An 18,811-nucleotide genomic window follows, 5' to 3' on the forward strand; every position below is an offset into this window, starting at 1 on the left:
TCCTCGGTCTCCTCTGTTCCCGGTTCCCTGTTCCTGGCTCTCCCGTTCCTGGTTCTCCTGGTCCTGGATCTTCTGTTCCCGGCTCTCCTTCTCCTGGATCTTCAGTTCCCGGTTCTCCTTCTCCTGGATTCACAACTCTAAAGTTTGCTTCACTTGGCCTTATAACAGTAAAATCACTATTATTTAGCTTATTTATCTCACTTTGTTCCACTTCAACTTTAGCATAAATTCTTGCTCTACTTGATATCTGTTCATCACTTACTTCAAGGTCAAACACTACCCTCTTTTCAGAAAAGATATCCAAGTTATCAATTTCTTTAGTACCGATTATGTTTTTAAACTCCTTATCAGTTGCCAAATACACTTTTGCATCTTTTGTATTACTAAATCCAATGTTTTTCACATCAACATAGACAAAACCTGTGTTTTCTGTATAAAGCTCATTATAGACTCCGGTTATCTCTAAATCGGTATAGGATTGTTCCAATTGTGCTGTGTTATTTGAAGCATTGCTATCATTTTTAGCTTCCACAACTGCTTTAAGAGTAAATCCGGCAGAATCGCTAGGCACTACCCAATCGAAGCTTACCAAGGATTGTTCTCCACTGCTTAATTGTAATTGCGGCAATTCTTTTTGTTCTATTAGCTTTTCACCCTCATATAGAGAAACTTTTATACCTTTTGTACTTAAGTCGCCTACATTTTCAACGACAGCTATTACAGTAGTACTATCACCGGGATATGGATTACCCTCTTCAAAATATAGTCCATCCTTTGCAATAGCCAAGTCAACCTTTCGTACATATACAGTTGAGGTCAATGAAGTACTGTCTTTATAATATGCGTTTTCTTCATTAAGCTTATATATGGTTTTATTATATACAAGCATAACTGAGTCTTCCAAACCTGCTATTGTAAGGTTTTTAGGTACTTCCATAGAGTTCATGTTTATCACCGTACCTTGCGTCCAAGTCGAGCTTGACTGTTCATAAGTACTTACATAAACTCTTTGTTCTCCTGCACTTGCCTTTGTCCACGCCAAAGCCAAACCATCCTCGGTATTTGTTGCACTAAGCTCTAAAATGTCTTCAGCCTGTTCTGAATTTACTACTATTTGAGCTTTACCCGGCGTTTTCAGAGAAGTTTTATATATTAAATTATTGTTTTGCCAGAATACTACCGGTTCACCGTTTTCAACAGCTATTGAAGGATGACGGTCTGCGTACATATTGTCCAAAACCTCTTTAGGCACTGACCAATTCTCTCCATCAAAGCTTGTAACGTAAAGCTTATAAAGTCCGTCCTCAGAGTAAGCATCTGAAACAAAAACATAATATGCTTTATCGCCGGACAAATACAAATCACTTTCATATACATTTGAAACATCAGTTAGAAAGGCCTTAGGCTCTGTCCAGCCACCACCATTGTTGTATACATAATATAAATTGTCAGGAGAAATCTGGTTTCCAATTGCTTTGCTACCACTGTTGTTTACCCATGTTGCCAATACCTTACCGTCTTTTGCAGAAATCTTAGGCAGCTTATTTGCTCCTTCGGTCTTTTTGGATAATACTTTGTTCCAACTATTCGCAGCTGCATTATACTGTGCAATAGTAATTCCCATTTTGCTCAAGACGTTTTTTAGTGATATCATCCTCTGTCATGCCAGATGTTTCCCCAATTTCTTCTGTCATATCAAGCCATGCTGCGTAAATATCTTTGCCGTCTACCGCAATGTCAGGGAAAGCATCACCTGTACCGTCATCCTCAATTTGTACCGGTTCTGACCAGGTACCGTTCTTATATATAGAAGATGAAATTGTTGTTCGATTGTTGTCACTCCTATCGCTGTCATCTCCTATAAATATCATCATCAGCTCGCCAATTTCTTTATCTATTGCAGCTATCTGGCATCGGAATCAGGATAAGTATTATTAATTATCTCATCTTTTCCTATCCATTTCTGGTTATCTAAATAATCACGAGGCGCACTCTTAAAGATAATCTCTCCGCTATTCTCTTCACTGTCTAAAATCAGCTCAGTATCGGTACCGCTAAAAATAGACAACATTCTCAATAAGTCCTTTTGCTTTTTGCCATTATACAATATCCATGTTTTTTCTCCTATGCTCTCTTCCTCTGAGAAAAACCAAAGGTATCCGTAATCATATCCATAGGATAATGTAATTGTTGTTTTCCAAGAAGGAAGATTGATATCCAATTGTCCCTTTGCATAAAGATCTGCTGAAAGAAGTCCATATCCAACTTCAGCTCCAATAGCACTCTTTATAGACAGCCATATATCTGCTTGTATCTTAGCTATCAAATCCTCTAAGCTGTCTAGCTTTGAGACATCCGGAATACTTACATCTACAATAAATTTAATACCGCCCTCAATTTCAACATAAGCATATCCGGAAAGCAGCGCTCCACCAAAATAAGCATCTAAAGGAACTGAATACTTAAATTCAAGTTTTATTGTTACTTCATTTTCGTAGTGTATGTCCATGGACTCCAGTTCCCATCTTAACGAAACATCATTATATACAATATTTATAGATACCTTTGTCTTTGATTTTGGTCTAGCTATAAGGTTTCCTTCCTTTTCTCCTTTTCCGGCATCTAAAGTAAATAACTCCCCTGAAAAACCGGTATCATCTTTTCCGGTAGTAGTATTCACTTTCAATCTAGCATTCTTAAAGTCGTAATCCGCATCTAAATCAAAATGTAAGAAAGAAGGAATAATTTTTAATGATTTAAATGCTCCGCTATCTTCCGGCAAATCTATTGAAGTGTCTGAACCTGTAATAAACTCAACACTTCCATCAAGGCCTTCCATATCAACTTCATGAGGGAACATGTCATCTTTTAATGAGCTAGCCCATGCGATATCATTTAAGAGTTTTAACTCGGGAGCTAAAACCAATTTTGCGTCTACATAGTCTGATATAAAATTGCCATATTCACCTTCCGTTCTTATTGCAAACTTTATTCTGTCTCCAACAGCCATCTTGCTTTTAATTGCTTCAATTTTTACGGTGTCGTATTTACTAGTACCTTCATATTTTATATTTCCTTGTTTGTCAACTATCCTCCAGAGATACTCCTTAATTTCACTAGCTCCCTTTAAATCTGCATATACTGTAAAAACAATATAATCATTATCCACAAAATTCAATGGAAGTATAGAGCTCCTGATATTACTACTATCAGAACACCATGATACCACTTTAGTTACTTCCGGTGTTTTTTTCATATTTATTGGTAAATACAATCCATCATATAAGTTCACAGTCATAACCTTATCAGGATATCCCGGTGCCTTTACAATTACTTTATTGTCATCAAATATGATATCTTTAAATGTAAATCTTCCACTACTGTCGGTTACACATATATTAGAATCGGAACCTACTCTTACAGAAGCCCCTGCAAAAGCTTTTGATTCATCTTGATTCCAAACATAACCGTATACATTTCCGAATTTATTATTTGGCATAAGGTTTTGATCAAATATTCTTACTATAAGTTCTGAAGTTACTCCTACATCCGGTACTACAGTTATAGCAAAAACATTACAATACGTATACTTTATTTCTACATCATCGATACTTCCGCCTTTGTAGATGTATTCTCCGTTTGAATCGGTCTTTATTGTTTTTGTCACACCTTTCCAATCTCCAAACTCCACCGGATCGATATAGTATTCTGACCAGAATATTTCTCCACTCTTTAATACCTTCGAGGATGTTCCTACAAGATTTCTTTCACTGTCTGTCTTGTAGCTTCTTATATACACAGAATCTCTCATGTTTATTTGAGGGCTGTCCATTTCCGCTTTTCTTCCATTTTGGAACCCAACTCTGTATAATATTATATCTCCTCGCTTCTTTAATTTCTCAACTTCAACAATCACCTTAGCCTTTTTGTTGCCTTCAACTACAATGGGCTCTGCACAACTAAACACAGCTTCAATGATCTCGTTGAACGGCTGCAAAATTCCTTCGAAATTAGCACTTATCGTATATATTCCAGTGTTGTCACCGCGTAAAATCCAAGATGTATTTGCACTGCTACCACCAGGTATATTCTCAGGATTAAGCTTTTGAGTTCTCTCTCCGTTTACAAGGGTTAACCCGGAAGGTATATTAAGCGTTGATGTTGCACCTTCCAATACAATATCTTCACTTTCTGAAAGGTTTTTAACCACAAGATTTACCATGAAGAATTCCTTTAAGGTCTTAATATCTCCCGGCAATTCAATATATACCACATTCGGAGGCTGTTTTGGATCTTTTGACGGTACAGTATATACATATACATTTTTAGTTGAAGAATCACTTTCGGTAATTTTATAAGTTACATAATCTTTTGGTTTATTATCAACATATATTTGACCGTTATTATTACAAATTAATTTATAACCCAAATGAATGTTAAAGCTGTATACATATTGGTTTTCCGGAGCAGTAACATCTATTCCTGCTGCTTTCACTTCCTCAAGAGTCATTCTCTTAACTGAAAGATTTCCTTCAACAACATTTCCCTTTTGCATTCTAACAACAATTGTATTTTCTTCACCAACTTTTAGTGAGGCCAATTCCGTAGATGCTGGTGTATAGCCGTTTCTAAAGGCATATGCTGTCACACCGCCTGATTGCTCATTCTCTAAAGAATGAATGATGAAATTTGCCAAACCGTTTTCATCAGTAACAAGAACTTTATCGGTACCGTCCGACATTCTTAAAACAACCTCGGCATCTGGAATTCCTATACCCGTTGACTTATCTAAAACATTAACCTTTACTTTGCTGACATCATCTTGCGGATATATTTTAATAGTCTTCTCGGCAGAGCTAAAGTTGTCTGCAGAGTCATATACCGTAAGCTTCACTTTATAGTCCCCAGGCACCGAATAGCTGTGATATGTTTTTCTTTCACTTGAAAATGTGCCATCTCCAAAATCCCACAAAACTTTTTCGACTTTATGGTTATCCGTTGACTTTTTAGAATCAAACAAGACTAATGTATTAGTAGTTGAAAAATTATCCGCACTAATAACTGCAACCGGTTTTTCTTCATCATCATCTGTAGGTACTGCAGTTACAGCATTACTTCTTGATGTGTTCAAATACTGGTCAACAGCATCCACAACATAGTAATAGGTTTTTCCTGCCTCAACAGTCGTATCGGTATAGGATGTTCCCGTTGTCTTATGCAGTATTTTATAAGTTCCATTTGTAGAATCATGTCTTAATATATGGTATCCGGCAAGGTCGGTATCCTTACTTGCACTCCAGGTCAGTTCAACTTTCCATCCTAAAGGTTTTGCTTGTAAAACCGGAGCTTCAGGCGCACTCACATTAAGCATGAATGTTCTCTTGTATTCATCACTTATATTTGCAGAAGTATCTTTTGCGATAAACACAAAATCATAACTTCCATCAGTAAGCCCTGATGTAGCCCATTTAAACTCTGTTACACAATTGCTTTTGCTTGCACATGTTAATACCTTGCTAACCCATTCATCGTTTGTCCCTGATTTTCTATACTTCACAGTAATACTTTCAAGGAAAGCATTATCCTCAGCAAGTACCGAAATGGTCGGGTTTGCCGGAAGTGTAGAACCATTTGCCGGTGAAACACTGAGTATTTTAGGCTTTTCAGTATCACTCAAAAGCGAAATACTTTCCGTCTCATAAAATTCACTTTCATTTCCGGCAATATCCACAGCAGAAATTCTATACTTGTAAGTTGATGTGCTTTTAACATTTGTGTCTGAATAATTTAAATACTTATAACTATCTGCTATTTTGGTAAAGTCCCCATTGTCTACTGATTTATAAATATTGAAACAATATAAATCTTCTTCGGTGCCTTTGTCCCATTTCAAATTTACATAACCCGAAGACGCAACAACTTCAACATTTGACGGTTTCAAAGGAGCAGTATGATCTATATAGTACTCATTTACAGGTGCTCCGGATGAAACGTTTCCATTTGCATCTGTAGCTATACACCTAAAATAAATGTATCCTTCCTCAATACTTGAAGTATCATAGGTGTATGAAATACTAAAATTACTGCCTATCTATCGAAATATTTTATGTCAGTCCAATTTATATTATCTCTTGATATCTGGAATACTTCTGATACGGCGCTTACATTGTCATAAATCGTTGCTCTTAAGTTTATGGAATTTCCATATCTGCTTGAAACAGGCCCGAGACTGGTAATTACCGGTGCAGTAGTATCATCGATTGTAGTAACTGATATTTCGTCAGATACTTCACCAACGTTCCCCAATAAATCAATTGCACGCACTCTATAGGTGTAAACGGTTTCCGGCTGTAGATTTGTTAACTCTACTCCTCTTTTGTCATATACTACAGCAACAGAAACGAAATTTCCGGAAGCGTTCTTACATTCTACCTGGTAATACCACAAATCATCCTCCGGAACATCATCCCAGTTTAAAACAATGCGTGAAGCTGATGGAATAGCTCTCAATCCGGTAACTTTCGAAGGTGCTATACGATCTATTATGTAAGTAACTACAGGACTTCCATCACTGACATTGCGACAAGATCCCTTGCAATGGCACGAACATATACTGTTCCATTCATATCAGGAGTATTCCATAGGAAAGAACCATTATTTTGAGTAGAAATATCAATCCACTCAGTTCCATCTAATGAATACTGTAGAGTTATATTTGAAATTCCAAAATTGTCTTCTGCTCTCACATAGATATTACTGCGAGAAGCTATCTTTGTATTATTAACGGGTTCTATAGAAAGAACCACCGGAGCAATTGAATCGGTTTTTGCTAAAACACTTACCGCCTCAGATTTATTACTTTCATTGTCAAACTTATCAATCGCTGAAATCTTGTAATAAAAGGCTTTCTCACTAGGCTCATTGGCATTTCCCACTTCATAATCCTTATCAAGGTACTCCATAGCGGAACGATTTAACTTTGCAATCAATGTATAAGGTCCATCAATATCTTCAGCTCTATAAATCTTGTACCCGTAAACATAATCCTCAGTTTTTAAATTCCAGAAAAGCTTTATTCCATTTTGTTCAGCCTTTGCTGAAAATCCGCTAACAATTGTTGTAAAGATCGGATTATTATCCATAGGGACAGGGACAATCCTATTAATACCGGTTCCATCTCCTAATTGTCCGTATTCGTTAGAGCCCATGCCCATACAGTTCCATCACTTTTTTGGGCAAGACTATGATATGCCCCAGCTTCTATATATGTAACATCTGTCAGTGCTTTGACCTTAACCGGAACATAACTATTAATAAGAGTATCATTGCCCAATTGACCGTTTGAATTATATCCCCAGGCCCATACTGTACCATCATTTTTTAAAGCAAGATTATGACCATACTTCGATGCTATCGCATTTACATCACTCAAATCTTTGACTTGAACAGGAACATAGCTAATCTCATTAATGGTTCCATACCCAAGCAGACCATAACTATTAGAGCCCCAAGCCCATACCGTTCCGTCACTTTTTAGAACAATACTATTATATTTACTCGCAAATATATCTTTCACATCAAACAGTCCATTGACTTTAATAGGTATCAAACTATTATTATTTGTTCCATCACCTAGCTGACCATAATAGTTATATCCCCATGCATATACTGTTCCATCATCTTTTAACGCTAAATTGAAGCCGTATCCTGCTGATATAGCAATAATATTGTTCAGCCCACTGACTTGTAAAGGCTCAGCAATTTCGTTTGTTGTTCCGTTTCCCAACTCTCCATAGTAATTAGAGCCCCATGCCCATACAGTTCCATCACCCTTTAGGCTAAAGTATGACTATTTCCTGCTTTTATAGCAACAACATCATTTAGGCCTTTAACTTTAACAGGTGTAGAGCTATTGTTCCTTGTTCCATTCCCTAATTGTCTGTTTTCACCGTAACCCCAAGTCCACACCGTCCCATTATTCATTAATGCAACGCTATAGCTATTACCTGCACTTACAGCTACAATATTCTCCAACCCTTTAACCTGTACTGCTTCTATTCTTTTTACCTTTGTCCCATCTCCCAATTCGCCATAGTAATTATAGCCACATGCCCATACCGTTCCGTCACTTCTGATTTGTAAACTGTGATAATCTCCAGCTGCTATAGGAACAGTTTTTAAAATTCCAGTGGTTACAGTTTGAATATCACTCTCAAGCGAATAGTTATCCGATTCGTCATACGCTTTTACAGTATATGTATAAGTTTCATTGTGAGGTATCTCTTTATCTGTATAGTTTGCTTCTTTAGAAGTTCCTATTTTCTTGCCATCCGGTATATCTCATAGCCTGCCACTAAGACATTATCCGTAGAAGGCTCCCATTCCAACGAAACTGTTGTAGCGAATTGGAAATAGCCTTTACATTTGAAGGTTTAGATGGAGCTTCATCATCGTTTACAACTACTTTTGCTGCTTCTGATATATTTCCTGCGGTATCGAAGGCTTTTACATAATATACATGGGTCTTGTTAATTTCACTCGCGTCGCTATCAGTATATGTAGTAGCTGTTGTCACAGCTATTTTTGTATCATCCCTATATATTTCATATCCTGCAACTCCAACTACATCAGTAGATGCATCCCATGTAAGCACCAATTTATCATAGGATTTTGTAACCGAAATATTAGTTGGAATGGATGGCGGAGTAATGTCTCTAGATAATACCGGTTTATTTCTGTCTGTTTCAGTTTCATCTCCAAGTCTTCCACCGCTATTATTTCCCCATGCCCATACTGTTCCATCACTTTTTTGGGCAAGACTATGGAAGGAACCCATTACTACATCAACAACATCACTTAATCCCTCAACCTGAACTGGAGAAAGCCTCGCTGTATTAGTTCCATCTCCCAACTGACCATATCCGTTTGTGCCCCAAGTCCAAACTGTTCCATCCTTTTTTAATGCGATGCTGCTGCCATTTCCTGCTCCAATGTCTACAACATCAACTAATCCTTTAACCTGAACCGGCACCTTTGAACTAACTCTTGTTTCATTTCCCAACTGACCGGATCCATTGCCTCCCCAAGCCCATACTGTTCCATCGCTCTTCAGGGCCAAAACATGATCATTTCCGGCTTTTACATCGATAATATCCGTTAACCCATTTATTTTCACAGGTATGTTCTCATTGGATTTTGTTGTCCCTTCACCAATCTGTCCACTGCTGTTTGAGCCCCACGCCCATACAGTACCATCGTTCTTCAATGCTACACTAAAATTTGCTCCTGCACTTACGTCAATAACATTATCCAATACAACAACTTTGCTCGGATAACTATAGCTATAGAAGTTGCCTTTTCCAAGTTGTCCATATCCGTTAGAACCCCAAGTCCATACTGTTCCATCGCTTTCTAATGCAATGGCATGATTTATCCCGGCTTCAATACTGATAATATCACTTAATTCATAGTTCCTTACCGGCTGGGTTCTATTATTATATGTTCCATCTCCCAATTGCCCATAGCCATTATATCCCCAGACCCATACTGTTCCATCATTTTTTAATGCAAGACTAAACTGTTCTCCAGCAGCTACAGCTACTATATCTTTTAAATTTTTTACCTGTACAGCAGCAACACGTTTTGTAGTTGTGCCATCTCCAAGTTGACCATTGGAATTATATCCCCATGCCCATACTGTACCATCATCTTTAACCTGTAAGCTATGGTTATAGTGTGCTGCCAAAGCAACAGATTTTATTGTTTCTGTTTCCACAACAAGTGGGCTGCTGGCTTCCGAGTAGTTGTCAGAGCTATCGTAAGCTTTCACCGTATAATTATAAGTTGAATTATGAGGCAGATTTAACTCAGTAAAGTTGGTGCTATCTGTATATCCAACTTCCTCTCCATTTCTGTAAACAACATATCCCGCTACCCAGCTATTGTCTGTGGAAGGCTCCCATTCAATTACAATCTTTGTTGTCTTTTGGGTTACTCTTAAGTTAATCGGAACTGAAGGTGCTTCCTTATCATTTATTACAGTTACTGCGCCTTCTGATATATTTCCGGAAATATCATAGCATTTTACTATGTATTTATGATAATTATCCATATCCTTTATATTAGTGTCAGTATATGTAGTATCTAAGGTTGTGCCTATCTTTATATTATCGCGATATATTTCATAACCGCCTATCTCCCCTTCATCAGTAGAGGATTCCCACTCCAAAACAACACCATCTTCACCTACAAAAGCTGTAATATTTGTCGGTGCTGTTGGAGGAACTAAGTCTTTAGAGAGTACAGACGTATCTTTATATTCTGTAGTTCCATCTCCAAGTTGACCATAGTAGTTATCTCCCCAAGCCCAAACTGTTTCATCACTTTTCATGGCCAAAACATGATTAGCTCCTGCTGCCAACTGTGTAATATCACTTATTCCTTCCACCTGCAATATTTCAATGTCACCTCTAAGTGCAAGATCTCCATAGTATCCGCCCCATGTCCATACAGTTCCATCACTTTTTAATACAAAGCCTTGGTAATTCCCACTCACTATTTCTTTTACATCGCTTAATCCATCTATCAGCAATGGCACTGCACTAGGCTCAAATGTGTTACCGGTAGAAATCGGTACACTCGGATCATACCACTCAGGATATGTTTTAACTCCAAGCTGGCAAGTAGTGTTGTCCCCCCAGGACCATACTGTTCCATCACTTTTTAATGCCAGATTATAATCTTCCCCTGCTGATATGCTCACAACGTCCGAAAGTCCTGTAACCATAACCGGTATACTGCTATCTGTGAAAGTGCCATCTCCTAGCTGCCCATAGGAATTATCACCCAATGCCCATACTGTTCCATCGCTTTTCAGAAACAGACTATGGCTATATCCCGCCGATATACCAATAACATCACTTAATCCGTCAAGCTGTATTGGCTCATCAATCTCAGTTGTGTCGTTATCACCCAATTGCCCATAAGAATTGTTGCCCCATCCCCATACTGTTCCATCACTTTTTAATGCCAGATTATGAATATCTCCTGCTGATATTTCTGTAATATCGTTTAATCCAGTAAGCTGAAAAGGTACAAAATCATATTCATGACCTCCCCATGTCCATACCGTTCCGTCACTTTTAAGGGCTAGACTATGAATATTTCCTGCTGATACAGCAACTACATTCTCAAGATTCTCAGCTTGTCTTTTTATTGTACAATATGTAGTTGTTCCGTTTCCCAATTGTCCATAAGAGTTGTGACCCCATGCCCATACAATACCGTCATTTCCAACCAATAGGCTGTGACTTCCTCCTGCTGCTATAGAAACAGTCTTTTTTACATTATTGTTAGAGCTATAGATTTCCATATTGTCTTCGCTTATTTCCACCGTTGGATTCATAGAAGATAAAACGTTTTTTGCTCTATTGCTCCATGAACTGCCAACACCTGCGAAGCTTGTACAATAGAAAAAACTATAATTTGAAGACTTGCCAGAATTGCTTTAAACCTTTTTTTATTCACATTAATTCCCCCATTAATAAAAAAAGCAAATATAACTGGTCTCTAAAGACTGTTATTTTGCCTTCATTAACATTAACTATACCTACAAATAACAAAACCCCAAATAGAAACTCTAAACTCTTATCCTTTAATTATTAAACTTTAATTCTGTATTTGAATTCTTATATTAATATTTTAAGAACTTTTCTAACTTTTGTCAACATAATCACTTTACTATTTTCATTATCGCCTTAATTATAGAAATCATAATAATGTATTCTTACTGTTTGTTATCTTAAAAAGATGACACCAAAGGCTCTCCTAGCGACACTATGGCACAGGTATTAATATCATGGATCAGTTGCGAAAATAATTAACATTAGTGAAAAAGCTCCAAATCTTCTTCACTAAACTAGCTTTCATCAAAAAACAAATTCCACTTCTATACCCAAATCTGTAAAATATTCAAAAATCTCAATGGTCCTCTTTTTATATAGTCTAGACAAAGTCGCATTTCTTTGAAATGATGCAATCGTACCATAAGTAATAGTTTCACCATGTTTTCCCATTTCATTTCCAAAAACATCTGAGGCATAAACATCGACTCCGACATCTGCCTCACTTTCAGCGTACTGAGGAAATTTACTCCAGGATTCCTTTACGCTATCCTTTATGTTATCGTGACCTGCTTTTATTAATATATCATACGCATTAGCCATTTCATTCTTTCAAGATTGCATATATAGAAATATTGCTCTTCTTAAAGTAATTGAATTCACTTTTGATAGCTTGTGTTCATCAAAAAGTTATCTATTGGGTTATTTTCTGTTATATCAACATTATCATTACTTACCTCTTTTTCATCTTCTAGATTTAGTAATTGCAGATATGACAAAATACTTTCCTCTTCTTTTATTTTATGAATATTTGCGTTTTTTAAAATAAAATAAACATTTAATAGAAGACTAGCAATAAAAATTATATTCAAAATCTTTACTTTCATATAGTTCTCCCGAAAGATTTTATATGCACAATTCTATTCAATGTTTCTAAGGACGGATACGCTCACATCCATTTTTCAAACTCATGTAATTTCCAGCGGATTGGCTTTATATCGGATTCAAAACTATTTACTTCGCTTAAAAATTTCTCAAACAAACCTTCTCCATAGTCCCAACGGTCTTCTTGCGGGTCATAACATACCCCGCCGAAAATTTCCGGAAGAATTGCCGCACTCAAAAAAGCCATCCTAAACTCTAATGTATCCAGGGTTCCCCACCTTAGAGTTATCTGTTTTTTACATTCACTCAGGATAGAATCCACTTCTTTATTTACAAATACAAACTCATCTTTTGATAGGCTAAATAAGGACTTTAGAAATGATTTTTTAGCTGCGCCTCTTTTTTATATCTTCAAAATTAAAATCATCAATATACATTTCAAAACCCGATATCCAATCTTTATCTTTTAGAAGACTAATATCCGGTTCATCAAAATGTATTTTAAAAGGCAGAAAACCAAATTGGTTGGAAAAAGAAAAATCCGGGTGAATATTTACCTTCATTTTTGCATCTTGGAATCTTTCTTCCCATTTCCTGATTCCATCATCACTCACACTTTTTAAATAAACACATAATTCAAGCATATTCTCTCCCCCACATTTATATACACTGAACAGCCCTGTAAAACCTTTACCGGACTTTCAATTCGCACAAAAAAGTATCTTTCCACTTTTTATTGTATGGTTTTATATAGACTTTATAATAGTTGTCCGCAGTCCAAAAATCAGTCACAAGAAATTCCGGAAGATTATGAACTGCATCGGCAAAATCATGCACTCTTTCATACTCTTTTCTTTCCAACAGCTTAATCATTTCATTTGTCACAACCGGTAACAAATAAGTATATTTATTCAGCTTATTAATATCATAAAAAATTCTATTTTGATTGTAAGCATTTAATTCGTTTGTCAGGTATTCTTTTTCAATTGCATCAATATTCTTAATTTGATTAATATCACTTTTAAGCATTGCTATTTTTTGGAGTTTAAATCCAAATCCATATATTTTTCAAAAGCTCTCAATAAAGCAATATAATAAAGACCTTTGGGATTTGCCCTAATTAATACAAGCAATGCTTTATAAGCTCTCATAAAATGGTATATGCAATTAAAATCCATAATGCATCTCACCTTATGAAATCTATAATATAAATATATAACGTGAATTTCTGCCTTTACACCGGCTGCTGTTTGGCTACGATATTCTGAGCCCACCGGCCTTTCTTTATTATATACACTCCAATTACACTTTTTAATACATCAGGAAGATAACATACCGGATAGGCTATAAAAATATTGAAATCTGTATATCTGGCAACCAGATAAGCCACAGGAACGATTACCCCCCATGTGTATGCACTGTCAAAAATTAAGGTTATCAATGTCTTGCCTCCCGAACGGATGGTAAAATAACTACAGTGACACACGGCAATAAACGGCATATAAACTGCACTCACCTTCATGAAGTGAGCTGCAAGTTTTCGCACATCTTCAGTGGTATTATATATGTGCGGTATTACAGGAGCTATAGCTATGAGTATCGCTCCTACTACAAAACAGGTACATACACTGAAAAAAATCAATTTCCATGAGTATTCTTTCGCACGGGACATGTCACTGGCTCCAAGAGCTTGCCCAACCATAACGGCAACTGCCGACCCCATCGATATAAATACTACATTAAACAGGTTTGTTACCGTATTGGAAATATTAAGAGCACCAACAACATTCAGTCCATATGTTGAAAATATCTGTGTCAATGTTGATATTCCAATCGACCACAAAATCTCATTTATCAATAAAGGCATTCCTTTATTGAATATTGACAATACAAGGCTCCGTGGAACCCTTAAAGATCGGTAAAGTCCCACCATAAACCCAAACCGTGCCGTATTCCTGTGGGTGTATACAGCTATAATCATGAGCTCTACATAGCGAGATATAACCGTTGCAATAGCAGCACCCGCAACTCCCAATTCAGGAAATCCCAGTTTACCGAATATCAACACATAATTCAGGCACAGGTTTGTTACCACAGCAACTATACTTGCTGCCATAGGAAGTACTGTCTCCCCGGCCTCACGAAGAGTACTTCCGTATGCCTGGGACAATATGAAAGGCAAAAGCCCCCACAGCATTATCCTCAAATATGCTAGTCCGTGCTCCAGCATTGCGGCCGCTTCCAGAGGGTCTCCCTCTCCTTGAAGAAACAGCGAAATCAGCCAATCTCCTCCTGACAAAAATACTGCCAGTGAAGTTGCCAGTATCACGCAGCGGTCCACAACTTATATCTGAATGTATATCTAACCCCATCATTATCGCCGGCTCCAAAGAACTGTGCACCAAAAATACCGGCTCCCGCCAAGCCTCCGAACACCGCTAGATTGAATACAAACATAAGCTGGTTTGCAATTGCCACACCGGACATTTGAGCTGTTCCCACCTGTCCGACCATAATATTGTCGAGCAGGTTTACAAAATTAGTAATGGAGTTTTGAATAATAATCGGTATTACAAGAGCCATCACAGTTTTATAAAATTTTCTGTCGCCTATGAATGTTCTTTTGAATCTTATAAAAATATTATTTGAATATGATGTTTTAACCATTCAAATACCCTCACGTTTTGCTCAGTATCCGTATATTTTAGCACAGAACAAAACTGTAGTCCATAGCTACAAAAAATCTTCAGAATCAAAAATCCATATCCATTACTAATTGTTTTCTCTTATTTACGTTGTTAAGCATTCTGGGACATAACTTGTATTAATTTCATGATTCTTTATAGAAATATAACAATGCAAAAAGTTCTTCCTCTAAAATTTGTAAGTGCCCCGACTATAACAACTTTTCCACTTCCTTCATAATCATCAACCAGCTTAGACAACTCTGTTCCGTCAGTCTTAATTTTATAAAGCCCAGAGCTATCGGAACAACCATAAAAGTAAAGCCAATTCCCAACAAGATTTAAGTTTGTACTTGATCTAACATACTCGCTAACTTCCGTAACTTGACTGCCATCATGTTTCATTTTACATATTTTCCTGCCACCTATATGACTTTCAAAAAAAAATGCACTCATCAGTAACATTCATATAGCTCATTGGATAATCATTCAACCTACGGTCACCGGTACCGTCAAGCTTCATTTTGTGAGGTTTGTAATGGTCAGAAAGTAATATATAATATATCCATCCATCATATATTGTAATGCAATCCATGTCTTGATTGGCGATTTTTACCCTTTCCGTCCCGTTTGGCTTCATCCTGAAAAACCCCTCTTCTTTAGGGTTATACGTCTCGGTATACCTGCAATATCCGTAAATATAACCATCATATGCAGTTAAGTTATCATACTGGCCATTATATAGCTTTTTCTTCTGGCTTCAATCCTCTTTCATTCTATATAGCCCACTCTCATCAAAGGAATAATAGACCCAACCGTCGTACTTTAAAACTTGACCACCATTGACCATGTTGCCCAAAATATTTAAACTTTTATTCGGTGCATTCGGCAATGCCAAAGAACTTACAGATGCGAAAGACAATAAAGCAAAAAATACAACAAAAAGCAACACATATTTAATTTTTTTCATTTTTTATGCATTCCTTTCTTGATGGATATGGATTTAATAGTGAAAATTTTGATTAAGTAAACTATCTATTTTCCATATATAAATGATATATAATTATACATAAATTTTCAAACAATTTAATAATAATACATCGATTACTGATAAAATTTTTACTAACTATGAATTCAATGTTTATGAGTACAAAAAATCCCTCAACATTTTATTATGTAAAATATAAATAACGTAAATCCTACCCAATGAAATTTAAAAGTCCTGGCGCATTAATTTATATAGGGAGATATATGGTTGTCCCCCGCTTTGTTAAACCGATTCATTATAAAAAAATTTTTATAAAGGGGAGAGGAAAATGAAAAAAAATCTTAGCCTTATTTTAGTTGTCTCATTTCTGATTGCACTATTGACTCCTTCGACGTCAATATCGGCAGGCCCCTCTTTCAATTACGGAGAGGCACTTCAAAAGGCAATAATGTTTTATGAGTTCCAGCGCTCCGGAAAACTGCCTCCTACCATCAGGAACAATTGGAGAGCAGACTCCTGTCTGGACGACGGTAAAGATGTAGGGCTTGATCTTACAGGCGGTTGGTTCGATGCCGGCGACCATGTTAAGTTCAACCTTCCCATGGCATATACTGCTGCAATGCTGGCATGGGCAGTATATGAAGAAAAAGAAGCCTTCGTCAAGAGCGGACAACTTGGGTACATATTGGATGAAATCAAATGGGCTACGGACTATTTTATTAAATGCCATCCGGAACCTGATGTATACTACTATCAGGTAGGAGACGGAGATGCGGATCACATGTGGTGGGGACCTGCAGAGGTTATACACATGAGAATGCAAAGACCATCATACAAAGTAGATATTACTTCACCGGGTTCTACCGTATCGGCAGAAACTGCAGCAGCTTTGGCTGCAGCATCAATAGTGTTTAAGGATACTGATCCGCAATACTCAAATCTGTGCTTAAAGCATGCAAAGGAACTTTTTAACTTTGCAGATAAAACAAGAAGCGATGCTGGTTATACGGCAGCAACAAACTTCTACACATCTCACAGCGGATTCTATGATGAGCTTACCTGGGCAGCCACATGGATTTATCTTGCAACAGGAGACACAAGCTATCTTGACAAAGCTGAATCCTATATTGAATTTTGGAGCACAGAGCCCCAAACCGATATAATGTCATACAAGTGGGGACACTGTTGGGATGATGTGCGTTATGGAACACAACTTCTTTTAGCAAGGATTACAAACAAGCCAATATATAAGGAAAGTATGGAAAGACATCTGGATTATTGGACAGTGGGAGTAAACAATTCAAGGATAAAATATACACCAAAGGTCTAGCATGGCTCCAGAACTGGGGGTCATTAAGATATGCCACTACCACTGCGTTTCTTGCGGCTATTTATGCAGAATGGGAAGGCTGCAGTGCAGAAAAAGCAAAAATATATAACGATTTTGCAAAGGCGCAAGTAGACTATGCATTGGGCAGCACAGGAAGAAGTTTTGTAGTTGGATTTGGAGAAAATTGGCCACAGCATCCTCACCACAGAACTGCCCATGGTTCATGGTATGACGGCATGAATGTACCTGATTACCATAGACATGTGCTGTATGGTGCATTGGTTGGCGGTCCCGGCGAAAGTGACAACTATAGGGATGATATTTCCGACTATCAGTGCAACGAGGTTGCTTGCGACTACAACGCAGGTTTTGTAGGTGCGCTGGCTAAAATGTATGACAGATATGACGGCAGACCTGTACCGGAATTCAAAGCTATTGAAGAACCGGAAGATGAATTCATGGTTGAAGCTTACGTAAGTAGTAGTGACAAACACTATGTGGAAATAAAAACAAGACTTAACAACAGGACAGCTTGGCCTGCAAAGGTGTCTGAGGGACTTTCCTTTAGATATTTCATGGATCTTACCGAAGTAATTGAGGCAGGATACAGTCCTAATGATATAACAATATCTGGCGGTCAAGGTTCAAAAGGTAAAGTATCCGGTCCACATTTGTGGAACAAAGAGAAAAATATATATTATATAGAAGTCGATTACACCGGAGACCCTCTCTTCCCCGGCGGACAGGATCATTATAGAAGGGATTCATCTTTAAGAATTGTTGCACCTGGCAACAGCGGGTGCTGGGACAACGAAAACGACCCATCCTTTAAAGGATTATCAAAAACCAGTGATTTAAAGAAGGCAGAATACATACCAGTTTATGAATACGGTGTAAAGGTTGCAGGAATAGAACCGGAAGGAACAGTTGTTCAACCTTCCCCTACACCGACACCAACACCCAAACCAACATCGACTTCTGCAGATGTAATCCAGTATGGAGATGTAAATTTTGACAACAAAGTGAACTCAACAGATGTAACATATCTGAGAAGATTTTTACTGAAGCAAATAAGTACTCTTCCAAATATGATAACAGCAGATGTTAATTCAGACGGTAAGATAAATTCCACAGACTTGGCTATTTTAAAAAGATACATACTGCGTGAAATTAATATGCTGCCTTATAGACCTTGATGGGTACTTTTAAAATGGTGGAATAGTAAAATTCATATTAAGGGTGTAGAAAACTCAGGGATGCTAAATCCCTGAGTTTTTTCATGTGCTTGACAATGCTTTTTTGG

At 37.2% G+C, this 18,811-nt stretch carries 18 protein-coding genes and 3 pseudogenes; 2 read left to right on the plus strand and 19 right to left on the minus strand.

The annotated features are described in order from the left end of the window. The 19 genes and pseudogenes from JCM21531_RS14395 to JCM21531_RS25160 all read right to left on the minus strand — a co-directional run. On the minus strand, positions 1-1,624 hold a 1,624-nt coding region (locus JCM21531_RS14395; RefSeq protein ID WP_038290932.1), incomplete at its 3' end, for a CARDB domain-containing protein. Further along, positions 1,599-1,874, minus strand: coding sequence for a hypothetical protein (locus JCM21531_RS14400; RefSeq protein ID WP_131464516.1), 276 nt, complete (start codon positions 1,872-1,874; stop codon positions 1,599-1,601). The genes JCM21531_RS14400 and JCM21531_RS14395, both read right to left, overlap by 26 nt. A 29-nt stretch (positions 1,875-1,903) precedes the next feature. Further along, positions 1,904-5,941: a PKD domain-containing protein gene (locus JCM21531_RS14405; protein WP_038290937.1), complete on the minus strand. Its 4,038-nt coding sequence runs from the start codon at positions 5,939-5,941 to the stop codon at positions 1,904-1,906. A 146-nt stretch (positions 5,942-6,087) separates the two neighbouring features. After that, complete coding sequence (locus JCM21531_RS14410) at positions 6,088-6,510, minus strand: fibronectin type III domain-containing protein (protein ID WP_038290939.1); 423 nt, start codon at positions 6,508-6,510, stop codon at positions 6,088-6,090. Between the two features lie 44 nt (positions 6,511-6,554). Continuing rightward, complete coding sequence (locus tag JCM21531_RS18440) at positions 6,555-7,142, minus strand: fibronectin type III domain-containing protein (protein ID WP_094184815.1); 588 nt, start codon at positions 7,140-7,142, stop codon at positions 6,555-6,557. A 38-nt stretch (positions 7,143-7,180) separates the two neighbouring features. Then, complete coding sequence (locus JCM21531_RS18445; protein WP_094184816.1) at positions 7,181-7,786, minus strand: RCC1 domain-containing protein; 606 nt, start codon at positions 7,784-7,786, stop codon at positions 7,181-7,183. 47 nt (positions 7,787-7,833) lie between these two features. Next, a complete protein-coding gene (locus JCM21531_RS25145) occupies positions 7,834-8,085 on the minus strand; it encodes an RCC1 domain-containing protein (protein WP_243467746.1) in 252 nt (83 codons plus the stop codon). 39 nt (positions 8,086-8,124) lie between these two features. Continuing rightward, positions 8,125-8,337: pseudogene (locus JCM21531_RS25150) on the minus strand (hypothetical protein); the annotation flags it as partial. A gap of 16 nt (positions 8,338-8,353) precedes the next feature. Next, positions 8,354-11,404 carry an RCC1 domain-containing protein gene (locus JCM21531_RS14420; protein ID WP_054847127.1) on the minus strand — a complete coding sequence of 1,017 codons (3,051 nt, stop codon included), beginning with the start codon at positions 11,402-11,404 and terminating at the stop codon, positions 8,354-8,356. Next, positions 11,401-11,526 carry a hypothetical protein gene (locus JCM21531_RS24030; RefSeq protein WP_279379081.1) on the minus strand — a complete coding sequence of 42 codons (126 nt, stop codon included), beginning with the start codon at positions 11,524-11,526 and terminating at the stop codon, positions 11,401-11,403. The genes JCM21531_RS14420 and JCM21531_RS24030 overlap by 4 nt, the downstream gene beginning before the upstream one ends. A 401-nt stretch (positions 11,527-11,927) precedes the next feature. Further along, positions 11,928-12,224: a hypothetical protein gene (locus JCM21531_RS14425; protein ID WP_038290941.1), complete on the minus strand. Its 297-nt coding sequence runs from the start codon at positions 12,222-12,224 to the stop codon at positions 11,928-11,930. 56 nt (positions 12,225-12,280) lie between these two features. Then, a complete protein-coding gene (locus tag JCM21531_RS14430; RefSeq protein ID WP_038290942.1) occupies positions 12,281-12,508 on the minus strand; it encodes a hypothetical protein in 228 nt (75 codons plus the stop codon). Positions 12,509-12,570: 62 nt separating this feature from the next. Beyond that, positions 12,571-12,828: a hypothetical protein gene (locus JCM21531_RS14435; RefSeq protein ID WP_131464519.1), complete on the minus strand. Its 258-nt coding sequence runs from the start codon at positions 12,826-12,828 to the stop codon at positions 12,571-12,573. Positions 12,829-12,892: 64 nt separating this feature from the next. After that, complete coding sequence (locus tag JCM21531_RS14440) at positions 12,893-13,150, minus strand: hypothetical protein (RefSeq protein WP_038290946.1); 258 nt, start codon at positions 13,148-13,150, stop codon at positions 12,893-12,895. A gap of 46 nt (positions 13,151-13,196) precedes the next feature. Then, positions 13,197-13,535: a hypothetical protein gene (locus tag JCM21531_RS14445; RefSeq protein ID WP_038290948.1), complete on the minus strand. Its 339-nt coding sequence runs from the start codon at positions 13,533-13,535 to the stop codon at positions 13,197-13,199. A gap of 205 nt (positions 13,536-13,740) precedes the next feature. Beyond that, positions 13,741-15,173: pseudogene (locus tag JCM21531_RS14450) on the minus strand (MATE family efflux transporter). 173 nt (positions 15,174-15,346) lie between these two features. Next, entirely contained in the window at positions 15,347-15,595 is a 249-nt protein-coding gene (locus JCM21531_RS22595) for a DUF5050 domain-containing protein (protein WP_243467747.1), read from the minus strand. A 31-nt stretch (positions 15,596-15,626) separates the two neighbouring features. Continuing rightward, entirely contained in the window at positions 15,627-15,890 is a 264-nt protein-coding gene (locus tag JCM21531_RS25155) for a DUF5050 domain-containing protein (RefSeq protein ID WP_488193094.1), read from the minus strand. 60 nt (positions 15,891-15,950) lie between these two features. Beyond that, positions 15,951-16,160 carry a DUF5050 domain-containing protein gene (locus JCM21531_RS25160; protein ID WP_038290954.1) on the minus strand — a complete coding sequence of 70 codons (210 nt, stop codon included), beginning with the start codon at positions 16,158-16,160 and terminating at the stop codon, positions 15,951-15,953. 466 nt (positions 16,161-16,626) lie between these two features. Between JCM21531_RS25160 and JCM21531_RS24580 the strand changes: the two are divergent. Beyond that, positions 16,627-17,831: pseudogene (locus JCM21531_RS24580) on the plus strand (glycoside hydrolase family 9 protein); the annotation flags it as partial. A gap of 135 nt (positions 17,832-17,966) precedes the next feature. After that, entirely contained in the window at positions 17,967-18,704 is a 738-nt protein-coding gene (locus JCM21531_RS24585) for a cellulose binding domain-containing protein (protein WP_369347680.1), read from the plus strand. Positions 18,705-18,811 lie beyond the last annotated feature (107 nt).

Origin of the sequence: Acetivibrio straminisolvens JCM 21531, assembly GCF_000521465.1 — a bacterium.
GTDB classification, from domain to species: Bacteria; Bacillota; Clostridia; order Acetivibrionales; family Acetivibrionaceae; genus Hungateiclostridium; species Hungateiclostridium straminisolvens.

What these genes read in the sequence shown, in the direction of transcription:
- JCM21531_RS14445 (WP_038290948.1), bottom strand. Translation starts at nt 13,535, where the DNA reads ATGCTTAAAAGTGATATTAATCAAATTAAGAATATTGATGCAATTGAA.
- JCM21531_RS14420 (WP_054847127.1), bottom strand. Translation starts at nt 11,404, where the DNA reads ATGAATCCAACGGTGGAAATAAGCGAAGACAATATGGAAATCTATAGC.
- JCM21531_RS22595 (WP_243467747.1), bottom strand. Translation starts at nt 15,595, where the DNA reads ATGAAACATGATGGCAGTCAAGTTACGGAAGTTAGCGAGTATGTTAGA.
- JCM21531_RS14430 (WP_038290942.1), bottom strand. Translation starts at nt 12,508, where the DNA reads ATGAAAGTAAAGATTTTGAATATAATTTTTATTGCTAGTCTTCTATTA.
- JCM21531_RS14400 (WP_131464516.1), bottom strand. Translation starts at nt 1,874, where the DNA reads ATGATGATATTTATAGGAGATGACAGCGATAGGAGTGACAACAATCGA.
- JCM21531_RS14425 (WP_038290941.1), bottom strand. Translation starts at nt 12,224, where the DNA reads ATGGCTAATGCGTATGATATATTAATAAAAGCAGGTCACGATAACATA.
- JCM21531_RS25160 (WP_038290954.1), bottom strand. Translation starts at nt 16,160, where the DNA reads ATGAAAAAAATTAAATATGTGTTGCTTTTTGTTGTATTTTTTGCTTTA.
- JCM21531_RS14440 (WP_038290946.1), bottom strand. Translation starts at nt 13,150, where the DNA reads ATGCTTGAATTATGTGTTTATTTAAAAAGTGTGAGTGATGATGGAATC.
- JCM21531_RS24585 (WP_369347680.1), top strand. Translation starts at nt 17,967, where the DNA reads ATGGTTGAAGCTTACGTAAGTAGTAGTGACAAACACTATGTGGAAATA.
- JCM21531_RS18440 (WP_094184815.1), bottom strand. Translation starts at nt 7,142, where the DNA reads ATGGATAATAATCCGATCTTTACAACAATTGTTAGCGGATTTTCAGCA.